The organism is Pseudomonas sp. CCI4.2, from assembly GCF_034350045.1.
GTDB lineage: Bacteria > Pseudomonadota > Gammaproteobacteria > Pseudomonadales > Pseudomonadaceae > Aquipseudomonas.
In genome coordinates this window covers 3,753,510-3,767,018 of the sequence record NZ_CP133781.1, presented here as the reverse complement: position 1 = coordinate 3,767,018, position 13,509 = coordinate 3,753,510, and the positions used below count along the sequence as shown (strand labels likewise).

The 13,509-nt window shown below is 56.4% G+C and carries 11 protein-coding genes; 8 read left to right on the top strand and 3 right to left on the bottom strand.

Annotated elements, in window-relative coordinates; all coding sequences use genetic code 11:
- Nucleotides 1–271: 271 nt before the first annotated feature.
- The 5 genes from RHM65_RS17185 (at nt 272) to RHM65_RS17165 (ending at nt 7,121) form a co-directional block, all read left to right on the top strand.
- Nucleotides 272–1,237 carry an alpha/beta hydrolase gene (locus RHM65_RS17185; RefSeq protein ID WP_322164755.1) on the top strand — a complete coding sequence of 322 codons (966 nt, stop codon included), beginning with the start codon at nt 272–274 and terminating at the stop codon, nt 1,235–1,237.
- Between the two features lie 83 nt (nt 1,238–1,320).
- Entirely contained in the window at nt 1,321–2,364 is a 1,044-nt protein-coding gene (locus tag RHM65_RS17180; RefSeq protein WP_322164757.1) for a zinc-dependent alcohol dehydrogenase family protein, read from the top strand.
- Nucleotides 2,365–2,818: 454 nt separating this feature from the next.
- Nucleotides 2,819–3,148: a hypothetical protein gene (locus RHM65_RS17175; protein WP_322164758.1), complete on the top strand. Its 330-nt coding sequence runs from the start codon at nt 2,819–2,821 to the stop codon at nt 3,146–3,148.
- A 270-nt stretch (nt 3,149–3,418) separates the two neighbouring features.
- Nucleotides 3,419–4,519 (top strand): catalase family protein, encoded by a 1,101-nt coding sequence (locus tag RHM65_RS17170; protein WP_322164760.1) that lies wholly within the window; start codon nt 3,419–3,421, stop codon nt 4,517–4,519.
- Between the two features lie 430 nt (nt 4,520–4,949).
- Nucleotides 4,950–7,121 (top strand): ATP-binding protein, encoded by a 2,172-nt coding sequence (locus tag RHM65_RS17165; RefSeq protein ID WP_322164762.1) that lies wholly within the window; start codon nt 4,950–4,952, stop codon nt 7,119–7,121.
- Between the two features lie 38 nt (nt 7,122–7,159).
- Here RHM65_RS17165 and tam read toward each other — a convergent pair whose 3' ends face one another.
- Complete coding sequence (tam, locus tag RHM65_RS17160) at nt 7,160–7,924, bottom strand: trans-aconitate 2-methyltransferase (RefSeq protein ID WP_322170991.1); 765 nt, start codon at nt 7,922–7,924, stop codon at nt 7,160–7,162.
- Nucleotides 7,925–8,039: 115 nt separating this feature from the next.
- A complete protein-coding gene (locus RHM65_RS17155; RefSeq protein WP_322164764.1) occupies nt 8,040–8,765 on the bottom strand; it encodes a GntR family transcriptional regulator in 726 nt (241 codons plus the stop codon).
- A 153-nt stretch (nt 8,766–8,918) separates the two neighbouring features.
- Between RHM65_RS17155 and RHM65_RS17150 the strand changes: the two genes are divergently transcribed.
- The 3 genes from RHM65_RS17150 to RHM65_RS17140 all read left to right on the top strand — a co-directional run bounded on the left by RHM65_RS17150 (nt 8,919) and on the right by RHM65_RS17140 (nt 12,470).
- Entirely contained in the window at nt 8,919–10,127 is a 1,209-nt protein-coding gene (locus tag RHM65_RS17150; RefSeq protein ID WP_322164766.1) for a pyridoxal-phosphate-dependent aminotransferase family protein, read from the top strand.
- 189 nt (nt 10,128–10,316) lie between these two features.
- On the top strand, nt 10,317–11,624 hold the full coding sequence (locus RHM65_RS17145) for an MFS transporter (RefSeq protein ID WP_322164768.1): 1,308 nt from the start codon (nt 10,317–10,319) through the stop codon (nt 11,622–11,624).
- A gap of 81 nt (nt 11,625–11,705) precedes the next feature.
- The gene (locus RHM65_RS17140; RefSeq protein WP_322164769.1) at nt 11,706–12,470 is read left to right on the top strand and encodes a 2-keto-4-pentenoate hydratase; all 765 of its coding nucleotides are present in this window, start codon (nt 11,706–11,708) and stop codon (nt 12,468–12,470) included.
- Between the two features lie 56 nt (nt 12,471–12,526).
- Here the strand turns inward: RHM65_RS17140 and RHM65_RS17135 are convergent, their stop codons facing one another.
- Nucleotides 12,527–13,435: a LysR family transcriptional regulator gene (locus tag RHM65_RS17135; RefSeq protein ID WP_322164770.1), complete on the bottom strand. Its 909-nt coding sequence runs from the start codon at nt 13,433–13,435 to the stop codon at nt 12,527–12,529.
- Between the last annotated feature and the right edge of the window lie 74 nt (nt 13,436–13,509).

Genomic DNA, 13,509 nt, shown 5'->3' with positions numbered 1-13,509 from the left:
TGGACCGCTTCGCGTTACATCGCGGGCAAGCGCGCTCCTACAATTTCTTTCGACAGCGCCTACAAGCCCTCAATTCGCTGGCCGAAAGCCCGGCGATCGTAAACCGTGCACACAATAATTCTCCCTATCAGTAGATAGTCGTTGACAGCATCCACTACCGGAACCTAATCTGCGCCTATCGGTAGGTAGGCAGAGCATCGCAGGTCAGTTAAACCGCCCGAGCACTGGATCTCAATCCCACTTTTGTAGCCTTTGAACTTGGAGCATCACCATGAGTCGTTCCCCCCTGCAATCAGCGTTTCGGCAGGCATTGCTCGTCGCCGCTTTTGCCACAGCGTTTACAGCCCTGCCTGCCACTGCCGCGGTTAAAGCGCCAACGTCCATCAGCGCCGTCACCTTTACCACCGCTAAAACCCGGTTCATCGAAGTCGATGGCGATCGTTTGGCTTATCGTCGGTTCGGTAAACATGAAGGGATTCCCTTGGTGTTCTTCCAGCACTTCGTTGGCAACCTCGACAGCTGGGACCCTAAAGTCATCGACGGATTTGCACACCACCGTGTGGTGATTCTGTTCGACAACGCTGGCGTTGCTGGCTCGGGCGGCGAAGTGCCTACCAACATCGAAGGCATGGCCAAATACGCCATTGATCTGCTGAAAGCATTAAACATCAGCAAGGCAGATTTGCTCGGCTTCTCCATGGGCAGTCTGGTCGCACAAGAGGTTACCTTCGAGCGTCCTGACCTGGTTCGTCGCTTGGTCTTGGTAGGCAGCGCGCCCCGCGCAGCAGTCGGCATGACCCCGCTGACTCCAGAGTTTCAAGCGGTGATCGCGAAGAAACGTGAAGTGCCGGAAACCTTGCTGCTGGATGCATTCTTCACCGCATCCCCTGCCAGTCAAAAAGCCGGACACGCCTTTCTTGAACGCCTGCATGCCCGCACTGTAGACCGCGATGTCAACATCAACGAAAAAGTCGCACCGGCTCAGATCGCAGCGTTTGCTGCCTGGGGCAAGCCAAGTCCTGACGCACTTCCCTACCTGAAATCGATCAAACAACCGGTGTTGGTCGTCAGCGGCAGCAACGACATCATTCACTACCCGGTTAACTCGTTCACCCTGCAACAGAATCTGCCGAACGCCGAACTGATCATCTACCCTGATTCCAACCACGGTTCGCTGTACCAGTACCCGGAACTGTTTTTGGCAAACGTCACCACGTTCCTGAACCAGTCCAACTAACGGCAGCAGGACACCCGTTCCGCAACCGCCCTGCTGCCATTAATCAATGACAGCAGGTTTTTGTTTTTGATCAAGGAAATCCAATGAAGAGCTTTGTTTTCCGCGCCACCGGTGAACCGTCCGAAGTCCTTGCGCTTGAAGAGGTTCCGCTTGCGCTTCCGGGGCCCGGCGAGGTTCGGGTACGCGTGCATTTGGCGCCGGTTCATCCCGGCGATTTGCATGTGTTGCGAGGTAAGTTCGGACGCCAACCCGTGCTTCCTGCGAGTCCAGGGCTGGAATGCATGGGCACTGTTGACGCCCTCGGCGCCGGTGTTGTTAGCCCAGCAATCGGTACTCGGGTGATACCGCTCAACGTGCCTGGCACGTGGCAAGTATTCATCGTCGTACCGGCGGATCGGCTTGTGGTTGTGCCCGACACGATTTCGGACAACGACGCGGCGCAGGCCATGATCAATCCCTTTACTGCGCTGGCATTGACTCGGCATTTACGCGGTCTGAAGGCCAACGATTGGCTGGTGCAAACCGCTGCGGGCTCCACCGTGGGACGCCTGATTTTACAACTGGCGCGCAGCGAAGGTTTTCGTACCATCAACCTAGTCCGACGCGAAGAGCAAATGGCCGAAATAATTGCGCTGGGCGGCGACGTGGTGATTTGTACCGATGACGACAATTGGCCACAGCAATTGCTAGCGGCTACCGACGGCAAAGGCGCTTCATTCGCGATCGACTCCGTGGCCGGATCGGTCGGTGCAACCATCGCCCGCAACATGGCGGCAGGCGGTCATATGCTGGTCTACGGTGCACTGTCATCGCACCGGCAGACTGAGCCCAGCGCCTTTCAATTACCGCTCTTCACGCCGCAACTCATCTACAAGAGCATCACGGTTGAAGGCTGGTATCTGTTCCATTGGTTGGCGGTCGCGCCCCTCGAAGACACCCGCTCACTGCTTGAAGACGTGCTCAATCGAATGGCCACCGGTCGTCTTGAACTGCCAGCGGCGAAACGTCACTCGATCAACGACATCCGCCAGGCATTGATTGACGCCGGAAGCAGCGCCCGGGAAGGCAAACCACTGTTGGAATTTTTCAATTCAGGTTACCAACCCGCGCCGCGCGAAAACTCATAGCCCACCAACCCCGTTCGGCGAGGGGGCGTCTAGCTCGGCCTCCTGGCCGCTCACCGACTGATTGTAAAATTATGTAGTGCCTTTAAAAAAACACTACATAACGGTTGACGCCCCCTATTCGTCCCGGCATGATGGCCCTGTCTCCCCGATCGGGAGCGCCGGCAAAGGTATTCCAAACACACTCGACGAGCCGTCGAGTCGTTAGCGGATGTGTACTGCCCACAAGGCAGATTGATGAAGTTGACTGGCAGGATCGTTCCGCAAGGACGAGAAAGCTGGCGAAACGTTCTCATGATGCTTGTGGTTGACCGCATTAACGTCGCCCTTCGTATTTTTGATCCGTTCGCTTGTCCTCCTACCCTCATCAAACCCCTGCCTGATGTGCATTCGATCGACCATTGGGTCCATTGAACTAACCACTAAACAGATCAACGAATGGTCTAGGGGAATACCGATGAACTTGAACAATCAGCCTACTGTTGACCAACTTGCCCGACTGTTCGCTTCACAAAAGGACAGTCTCGACAGCCACATCCTCTGGGTGGGCGAAGCCGGAGACGTTCACATCGACCGGCTGTCGAGCAACGCAGGGGAAGGCGAATTCGAGCAATGCAACCCGAGCATGCGGGCCAGGCTGAAGATGTACCGCAGGGGCCAGGGTTATGTTGGTAAGAAAGCCGCCGCTGACGAGAACTTCATGGGTCAGGTACTGCAAACCCTGACACGTGAATGGCAGTCCCTCGGTAAAACCGCAGAAGTTCGTGTTGTAGACAGCTACTGCTAATGCTTTAACCGCGTCGCCGGTAAGCGCCCCAAGCGCTTACCGGCGACGTTTTTTTTTGGTTTTGATACCCCGCCTGAAATAACACTACATCCCCGATTTCAAGCTCGCGCTCAAGCGCTGGCCTGCATTTGGGCAGCCGGTCCGCAGTGTTGAACCGCCGTGGACAACGCCGGTCAGGTTGATTAAGTCCCCGAGCCAATAGCCAAGAATCCAAGAGCGCAGGCTGCGGACCGAATTACGCCTCTGCCCTAATCTGACCGGAGAAACCTGATGACAACGCTTCTTAACGTTCAGCCGTTACCGTTTGAACCTTCTTTTGAGCAAATACCGGAAGACGAATCACAGACCAGCCAAGCGTTGGCCGAAACCATGCGCTCCATTCTGGAAACCACTTATCACGACTACGGCCACGCCGTGCGCGGCGTGCATGCCAAAGCCCATGGGTTGTTGTATGGGGAAATTCAGATTCTCGACGGCTTGCCTGCAGCACTGGCCCAAGGCGCATTTGCCAACCCCGTCAAACTGCCGGTGGTTTTGCGTTTCTCAACCAATCCCGGCGATATTCTCGATGACAAAGTATCGGCGCCCCGTGGCCTGGCGATCAAAATGATCGGCGTAGAAGGCAGCCGTCTGCCCGACAGCGAGGGTGATATTACTCAGGACTTTGTGCTGCAAAACGCCAAGGCCTTCACCGCCGCTGACCCCAAGGCATTCCTGAGAACCTTGAAAATGTTGGCCGCAACCACCGACAAGGCACCGGAGTCAAAAAAGGCCTTTTCCGCCTTGCTCAGGGGCGTGGAAAGTATCGTCGAAGCGGTAGGTGGTGAGAGCGGCACACTCAAAAGCTTGGGCGGTCACCCCATTACCAATCTCTTGGGCGAAACGTATTACAGCGTGGTGCCGTTTTTGTACGGTGCGTATTACGCAAAATTAAGCATCGTTCCGGTATCGCCCGAGCTGACTGCATTGACCGACAAAGAAGTCGACGTCGCAGACAAGCCCGATGGCCTGCGCGAAGCGGTTCAGGATTTCTTTTCGAGCAACGGAGGAACCTGGGAAGTACGGATTCAGTTGGCCACGAATTTAGAGAAGATGCCGATTGAAGACGCGTCAGTCCAATGGCCAGAAGACGTCAGTCCGTTTATAGCCGTCGCTCGAATCGACGTTCCGAAACAACAGTCATGGTCTAAACGTCGTGAAGCGGACATAGATGAAGGCATGGCCTTCAGCCCATGGCATGGTTTGGAGGCTCATCGTCCATTGGGCGGCATCATGCGGGCGCGCAAACCGTCGTATGAATTGTCATCGCGTTTTCGGAGTCAACGCAACGGCTGCCCCATTCATGAACCCCGTGAACTCAACGAAAATTGATTCAATTTCGTGAGGTTTTCTATAGACAATAAAAAACCCGCCGAAGCGGGTTTTTCCAAGACCATTCCAACACCCTGTCGGTGGCCATCCGGGCCATGGTCGATCATCCTTGATCCGCTGGCGCTCCAAGCGCCTGCGTTGATGGATCAAGAATATCGCTGACAGCAGCCCCCCGCATAGAGCGAAGTTACCCTTCGTCGTGTAAGCCTTTCGCTATAGCCGGCTCTACAAAAATTTGCCAGTTCCGGAAGTGGTCAACCTGAGCCCGACGCACATTCAGCGGCGTACAAGCGCGGCGACATCGATGGTGCGCTCACCGGATCGAGCGCCCTGACCGGTGGCATTGAACGGAGTTGAACATTTATTGAGATTCAAATCACCAATGGTTAACGGGCCCGAAAAGTTGGGCGAAACAATGGACTAGCACACCGTGACCGATCTTCATGACCTCCAGCCTGCGCAGTTAAGGCGCCTCAACGCTTTGGCCCAGTTTGGTGAACTTGCGCTGAAATCACCGAGCCTTGACGAGATCCTGCAACAGGCCTGCGCACTGGTGCGCGAGGCGTTGGGTACTGACTTTGCGAAAATCATGATGCTGTGCGACGACGGTCGCTTCCTGAAGGTTCGCAGCGGGGTGGGATGGCAACCAAACGTGGTCGACAACGTGACAGTACCGATCAAAAAGGACGTCTCGGAGGGCTACGCCTTTGGCTCGAAATACCCGGTCATCTCCACCGACGTCAGCCTGGAAAAACGCTTTCGTTATGCGCCGTTTTTGCTCGATCACGGCGTTCAGGCACTGGTCAATGTCCCGATCTTGGGGGTGGAAGGAAAGTCCCCGTTCGGGATTTTCGAAGTCGACAGCAAAAAGCCCAGAAATTTTACGGATCGCGATATCGACCTGTTGCGCACCTACGCGAATTTTATCGCGGGTGCCGTGGAGCGTTTTAGATCGCTGGATGAAATCAGAGCCTCCGAACGTGCGCTGCGCAGCAGCGAAGAACACTTCCGCGTGGCCGTGGAACTCAATCCGCAAATTATCTGGACCGCCGACGCGGAAGGTCGCGTGACCTCGTTTGATCAACGTTGGCTGAAACTGACCGGCCTCAGTCAGGAGCAGGCGCTGGATCAAGGCTGGCTGCAGGTTTGCCACCACGACCACGAGCAGAAGATTGCCGACGCCTGGGCCTACTCGATACGCACCAAAGTGCCCTATGACGTCAGCGCCACGTTGCGCAAAACCGGGGGCGATTATGGCTGGTTTCGGATGCGCGCCTTTCCGCAGCTCGATAGCCAAGGCGCCTGCCTTCAGTGGTACGGAACCATCGAAGACATCGAGGAGCGCGTTCGACTCGAATCGGCCCTGCGTGACTGGAATGAAACCCTGGAAGAGCGGGTGGCTGAGCGCACGCTCGCGTTGGTCAAGGAGCAGGGCGAGCGTGAAGCCACCGAAGAGAAACTTCGGCAGAGCCAAAAAATGGAGGCTGTCGGGCAATTGACCGGGGGCTTGGCCCATGACTTCAACAACATGCTGGCCGGCGCCTTGGGCAGTCTTGAGCTAATGCAGCTCAGGCTCGCACAAGGCAAGGTCGACAAGCTGCCTTCCTACATCGATTTGGCCAAGTCGACGGTGCAACGTGCGGCGGCATTGACCCATCGGTTGTTGGCGTTTTCCAGGCAGCAAACGCTTGAACCCAAAGTCATCCACCCGAATAAACTCGTCGCCGGCCTCGAAGACTTGCTGCGAAGGACCGTAGGCCCCGGCATTGATCTCGAAACCACCTTGGCCGCCAACAGCGCGATCCGGTGTGATCCAAACCAACTTGAAAACGCAATCCTGAATTTGGCGATCAACGCTCGGGATGCCATGCCCAACGGGGGATCACTGTCGATAAGAACCGGTCGAACTCCAGCCGAGCGGCCGGTGGTCCAAGGTCGGGATTTCGCCGTCAACGATTACGTGACTATCACGGTGACGGATTCTGGCACCGGCATGACACCCGAGGTCATGGAGCGGGCCTTCGATCCATTTTTCACCACCAAGCAATCGGGGGAAGGCACCGGATTGGGTCTGTCGATGATTTACGGCTTCGTCCAGCAATCCGGTGGGCATACGCAGATCAGCAGCGAGATGGGCCACGGCACCTCGATCGCGCTTAGCTTTCCGCTGCACAGCGAAGTGGTCGACGAGTCCAGCTTGATGACCAGTGCCGTCAAGGCGTTGCCGAGGGCGTCGGGTGAAACCGTTCTGTTGGTGGACGATGAAATGGTGGTTCGCCACGTGATGATCGAATTGCTGACCGATTTGGGATACACCGTGCCTGAAGCGATTGACGGCCGGTCAGCACTCAGTCGCGCAGAAAAGCTCGAACATATCGATTTGTTGGTCACCGACATCGGTCTGCCAGGCGGGCTGGACGGGCAGCAACTCGCCGCCCTCCTGCGGGTTCAGCACCCGCAGCTAAAAGTGCTGTTCATCACCGGGTTTGCGAAAAACCTGCAGATCGATGAAAACGCCAAACCGGCCACCCGGGTTTTGGCCAAGCCGTTCAGCATCAGCGATTTTAGTGAGCGCATCCGCTTAATTCTTGGCGAAGACTAAGCGGTCTCAGGCCAGGGGCCTTGGAATCAAGGCAAATCCTATCGACTGGCCACGATAAATAATCGTGGAAACGGCAACAGCACTTTGCCGTGCGCTGATACCGGGTAGGCTTCTTTCATGGCTGCCAGGTATTGCGCAAGGAACGCCGCTTTTTCGGCATCGTCTAGCGGACCGAGGTACGGGCGTAATGCCGATCCCTTGAACCATTCGACTACCGCTTGCGCACCACCCGCCAATGGGTGGTAATACGTGGTTCGCCACACATCAACCTTGCTGCAATGATGGCTCAGCAGGTCGTAATAATAGTCAGCGCTATGGCGCGGCGGATGCAGTTGGCCGCCGATTTTATTGGCCCACGGCCCGTTCGCGGCAATCTTACGCGCCATCCGGTGAGCCGGCTCTTCCAGGTTATCAGGGGTCTGGATCGCGAGACTGCCACCCGGTGCAAGCTGCTTCACTAAAAACGGGTACAACCGTTCATGGTCCGGCACCCACTGCAACGAGGCGTTCGCCAGGATCACGTCGTACTGCTTGGTCGGCTTCCAGCCAGCGATGTCGCTGACCTCAAACTGCATGGAGGGCAGTCGTTTATTGGCAGCGGCAACCATGTCTTCAGAGCTGTCGATGCCACTCACGACGGCATCGGGGTAGCGCTCGGCAAGGACTTCAGTGGAGTTCCCCGGACCGCAGCCCAAGTCGATGGCAACGCGTACTTCATGCTGCGCAATGGCGCCAACAAGATCCCGCACGGGGCGGGTACGTTCGTTTTCAAAGGCAGAATATTGCTTGGCTGACCACGTCATCATGATGTCCTTATGTGCGGATGATTGCCGGCAAGGGTACCCTTAATTGCGCATCAATCATGAGGCATGAATATATGTCTGAATAATTCATCTGAGGCGCCTCGTTGCCAGCCAATCAGCTGCGAATCGACCTCGCGTGCTCGTCGTCCTGGCGAACCATCAACATCAACGCATCGCGTTTTTCCAGCAAGTGATGGCGCAGGATCGCGCTCAAACGCTTGCCGTCACGGGCTTCCAGCGCTTCGATCATTTGCTCATGATCATGCACCGCCCGGTCCCATTTCGGGGCCTGAAAATTTGACCGAAACCGCAGCGCCTGCAACCTGAAGTTAAGCGATTGATAGGCCTGACACAGCGCCGAATTGCGCGCGGCCTGATTGATCAGATCGTGAATGGCGCGGTTGCGCTGGTAGTAACCGGGCAAGTCGTTTTGGTTCTTGCACACGACCATGGCGTAATGCAGCGCCCTGATTTGCGCCAGTTCCTCGTCAGTGATTCGCTCGCAGGCCAGCTCTCCGGAAAACCCTTCCAAACCGCTCATCAATTCGAAGGCTTCGCGGATTTCCAGCTCAGACATGCGTGCGACGCTGGCGCCGCGATTGGGCGATATTTCAATCAAGCCTTCCGCTGCCAATACCTTCAATGCTTCCCGCAACGGCGTTCTGGAAATGCCGAGGGTTTCGCACAGTTCTCGCTCGTTCAGTTTCCTGCCAGCTTCCAGCACACCTTCGATAATGAAGCTGCGCAGGTGCTCAACGACGGTGTCATGCAAACGTTGGCGTTCTACTTTGGGTAATTGTCGAACGGCGTCCTTTTCCGTAATGAAATCTGAATCTTGCATACAAAGTCCTCAAATGGCTGAAAGGATCTTAATTCATTTTCAGCGTTTAAGCCCAATGGATAGGGGCTAAACAACAATTTTATTCAGGTTGACGTGGCGCGGAGTCCTGCTATGGTATTTTGAATTCAAAATACAACAACAAGGAAAACGACCATGGTAAAGCTCGATTTTCACCCAGCCGGCCGCCACTTTTTACAGATTCCCGGCCCAAGCCCGGTTCCCGACCGCATCCTCCGTGCCATGAGTTACCCGACCATTGATCACCGAGGTCCTGAGTTCGCAGAACTCGGTTTGAAGGTGATTGACGGCATCAAGCAAATTTTCAAAACCAACCAACCGGTGATCATTTACCCAGCCTCAGGCACCGGCGCCTGGGAAGCCGCGTTGTGCAATACCCTGAGTTCCGGCGACAGCGTGTTGATGTTTGAAACCGGTCATTTCGCCACTCTCTGGAAAAAAATGGCCGAAAGCCTTGGCCTGAAACCTGAGTTCATCGGCTTGCCCGGTGTTGAAGGATGGCGTCAGGGACTCAAGCCCGAGATGATCGAAGCGCGTCTGCGCCAAGACTCAAACCACAGCATCAAAGCCGTCTGTGTTGTACATAATGAAACCAGTACCGGCGTTACCTCAGACATCGCCGCCGTGCGTAAAGCTATCGACGCTGCCGGCCACCCTGCCCTGTTGCTGGTCGATACTATTTCCGGCCTGGCCTCAGCCGATTATCGCCACGATGAATGGGGCGTGGACGTCACTATTTCCGGTTCGCAGAAAGGCTTAATGCTGCCACCCGGCATCAGCTTTAACGCGGTCTCGCCCAAGGCCATCGCCGCCAGCAAAACCGCCGGTTTACCACGCAGTTTCTGGGCGTGGGACGAAATTATCGAAATGAACAAGACCGGTTACTGGCCGTACACGCCAAGCACCAATTTGCTGTATGGCCTTAGCGAAGCATTGGACATGATTCTCGGCGAAGGCCTGGACCACGTGTTTGCCCGACACAATCGCCTGGCCGAGGCCTGCCGAATCGCTGTCACCGCGTGGGGCCTGAATATCCAGTGCGCCGACCCGAGCGTCTACAGCCCGGTATTGACCGGTGTCATGACCCCTGATGGCGTCGATGCCGATCAGGTGCGCAAGATCATCTACGAACGCTTCGACATGTCGCTGGGTACCGGCCTGGGCAAAATGAAAGGCCGTATGTTCCGCATTGGCCACTTGGGCGATTGCAACGACCTGACGCTGATGGCAACCCTGACCGGCTGCGAGATGGGCCTGAAAATGGCGGGTGTGAAGCTCAACGGCAGCGGTGTAGTTGCGGCGATGGACTTCCTCGGCGCCCAGGATGTCCCGCTGCGCCGGTAATGAAACCCACCAAAAACCTGTAGGAGCCAACGTGCTGGCGAGAGGTCTGTTATCAATTGCCTGATTGATCGCCTCGCCAACACGTTGGCTCCTACAGGATGTTAATTCCCGTAATCAGTAGAACAATAAAGATCTATCCCGACCTATCGTGCGTCGTTGCACGAACAATAAGAAACTGGAGATAGCGTCATGAAACGGTTCCGCTTACGCCCAACGAGCATGGTGTTGCTCATGCTCTGCGTCATGTACTTCATCACCTACCTTGACCGCGTTAACGTCAGCACGGCGGCCTCGGGTTTCGGTGCCGAATTCGGCCTGTCAAACACCCAAATCGGTCTGGTTTTTTCTGCCTTCGCTTACCCTTACCTGGTGTTTCAGGTCATCGGCGGGTGGATCAGCGACAAATATGGCGCTCGGCGCACGCTGATTTTCTGCGGAGCGTTGTGGGGCGTAGCGACCATTCTTACCGGTTTTGCTGGCGGCCTGTATTCCATGCTCGCCGCGCGCTTGCTATTGGGTCTGGGCGAAGGTGCAACCTTCCCTGCCGCTACCGCCGCGATGTCGCGCTGGGTGGCTAAAGAAAAACGCGGTTTTGCTCAAGGCATTACCCATTCGGCAGCCCGTATTGGCAACGCGGTTGCACCAACGGTCATCGTTGCCGTGATGGCCACGTATAACTGGCGCATGGCGTTCTATGTGTGTGGCGCCATCAGCTTGATCTGGGTAGTGGTCTGGGCTTTCGTATTTACCGAACACCCTAAAGATCACCCACTGATCACCCAAGCAGAACTGGCAGTGCTGCCAGCACCAAAAGGCCCTGCACCTAAAGTGCCGTGGAAAGCCCTGTTTAAACGCATGGCACCGGTGACCATTGTTTACTTCTGCTATGGCTGGACGCTCTGGTTATTTCTGTCGTGGATCCCTCAGTACTTTTTGCACAGCTACAACATGGACTTGAAGAAATCGGCGGTGTTTGCATCGGCAGTATTCTTCGCCGGTGTGATCGGCGATACGGTGGGTGGCGTCATTACGGACAAGCTGTTGATCAAAACCGGGTCGCTGAAGAAGTCCCGCAGTTGGATGGTTGCGATCTGCATGTTCCTGACGTTGGCGTGCCTGATGCCCGTGATGTTCAACCACAACATGTACATCTCAATGGCCTGCCTGGCGGGTGGTTTCTTCTTCGCCGAAATGATGATTGGTCCAATGTGGGCGATCCCGATGGACATCGCGCCGGAGTTCAGCGGCACCGCGAGCGGCATCATGAGCACCGGCTCTGCCGCCGCCGCAATCCTTTCACCAGTGGTTTCCGGCTATTTGATCGACCGCTATGGCAGCTGGGATTTGCCCTTTGTCGGCAGCATGCTGCTGATGGCCATCGGCGTTATTCTGGCGTTTCGCATGAAGCCCGAGAACAAGTTCGAATGCGTGACTAACCTGCCTTCCGAGGTAGACGAGCAGCACCCGCAACGGCCTTCGGTTATTGTCGGCAAATGATCTCGATTGCTTCATTCCCCGCGCAGCCATTGACTGAACCGGCGCGGGTTTCACCTTCAAAATATTCAAAGGAACTGCCCCATGACTGACACCGCTCACACGTCCAACATCGCCCAACTGATTGTCGACGCCGGACGTCATCGCCAGCCCATCGCGCAGTTATCGGCAGACCAGGTGCCGGTCGACGCCGCTGGGGCCTATGCGTTACAGCAAGACATTCTGCGGCTACGGGGTTGCACCGTCGGCGGCTGGAAAATCGGTTCAAAGTCCCACACCGGCCCGGTTCAGGGCGCCCCGCTCCCCACTGAATGCTTGTTGCCCAGCGGCGCCAACCTCGAACGAGCCGCGTATTTTCCGCCGGGCCTGGAGTTGGAAATCGCCTTTCGTTTCAACCGCGACTTCGCACCCCGCGCCGACGCCTACTCGGATGAAGAAGTACGCCAGGGCATCGGTTATATGGCGGCGACTATCGAACTGGTTGCCAGCCGATTTGCGGTCTGGCCAAAGGTCGAGCCGCTGTTGCAACTGGGCGACTTGCTGAACCACGGTGCGTTGATCGTGGGCGAATTTGTCGAGTACAGGGAGAATTTCCCGTTTGCCGAACCCGAGATGACCTTCACCTACGCCGGCCAAAACATCGTGCCGGGTAAAGCCGCCAATCCAGCCGGGGATCCCCGTCGGTTGCTGGCCTGGCTGGTCAACCACCACACCGGCCAGGGATTGACGCTGAGCAAGGACACCGTGATCACTGCAGGTTCCTTTACCGGTATGTATATCGTCAAAGGCCCAGGTTTGGCCTGCGGTGAAATCACAGGTTTACCTGCTGTGTCGCTGAGTCTTTTCTGAAACATCGGGCGGTTCGCGAGCGCTCCGCGAACCGCCGCCGCCGCCGCCGCCGCCGATCAGGATTGGACCCAGTAATTCGGGCGATTATAGACCTCCTTCAAGAACGCAATAAAAAACCGGACTTTGGCGGGCAGATAATGCTGTTGCGGGTAAACCCCTTGGATGTCGTAACTGGGCAACGCGAAGGTATCCAGAACCGTCACCAGTTCGCCGCTTTCCAGCGCGCTTTGGATTTCCCAGACCGAGCGCCAGCTGACGCCAAGACCGCGCTTGGCCCAGTCAAACAACAGCTCACCGTCGTTGCAGTACAGATTGCCCGCGACCTTGACCGCGACCTGTCGCCCGTCACGCTGAAAGGTCCAGCCCCGGTGCTGTCCGCCCTGCAGGTTGAACGTCAAACAGTTGTGCTTCGCCAGGTCTTCCAAGGTGTGCGGGTAGCCATGGGTCTCAAAGTATTGCGGCGCACCGCACACCACCCGTTGGTTGGAAAACAATTTGATCGCCACGTAATTGGGGTCCAGCACCTCGCCAATGCGAATCGACAAGTCGTAGCCCTCACGGACCAGATCGATCACGTTGTCGGTCAAATCAAACGACAAATTAAGCTCTGGGAACCGCGCCTGAAATTCCGGCGCGTGAGGCGCTACGTGGCGTCTGCCAAAACCAGCGGGTGCCGACACCATCAGATGGCCGCGTACCGCACTTTGGTTCTCGCTGACGCTGGCGTCGAGTTCTTCGAACGTACGCAACAGCGCTTTGGCGCTCTCCAGGTAGGACTCACCCAATTCGGTCAAGGTCAGGCCCCGGGTGGAACGATGGATCAGCTTAATGCCCAGTCGGTCCTCAAGTGCAGTGAGACGGCGACCCATGATGACCGGCGTCACCCCTTCAACCAGCGCCGCCGCCGCGAAGCTGCCTTTGGCGGCGACCAGCACATAACTGTGCAATTCGGTGTAGCGGTCCATTCGATACTCCTGATACCGATAGAAAGGATTAAAGCAGCAATTCTCAACGTTATCTTGAAGAAGCAGGATAGTCA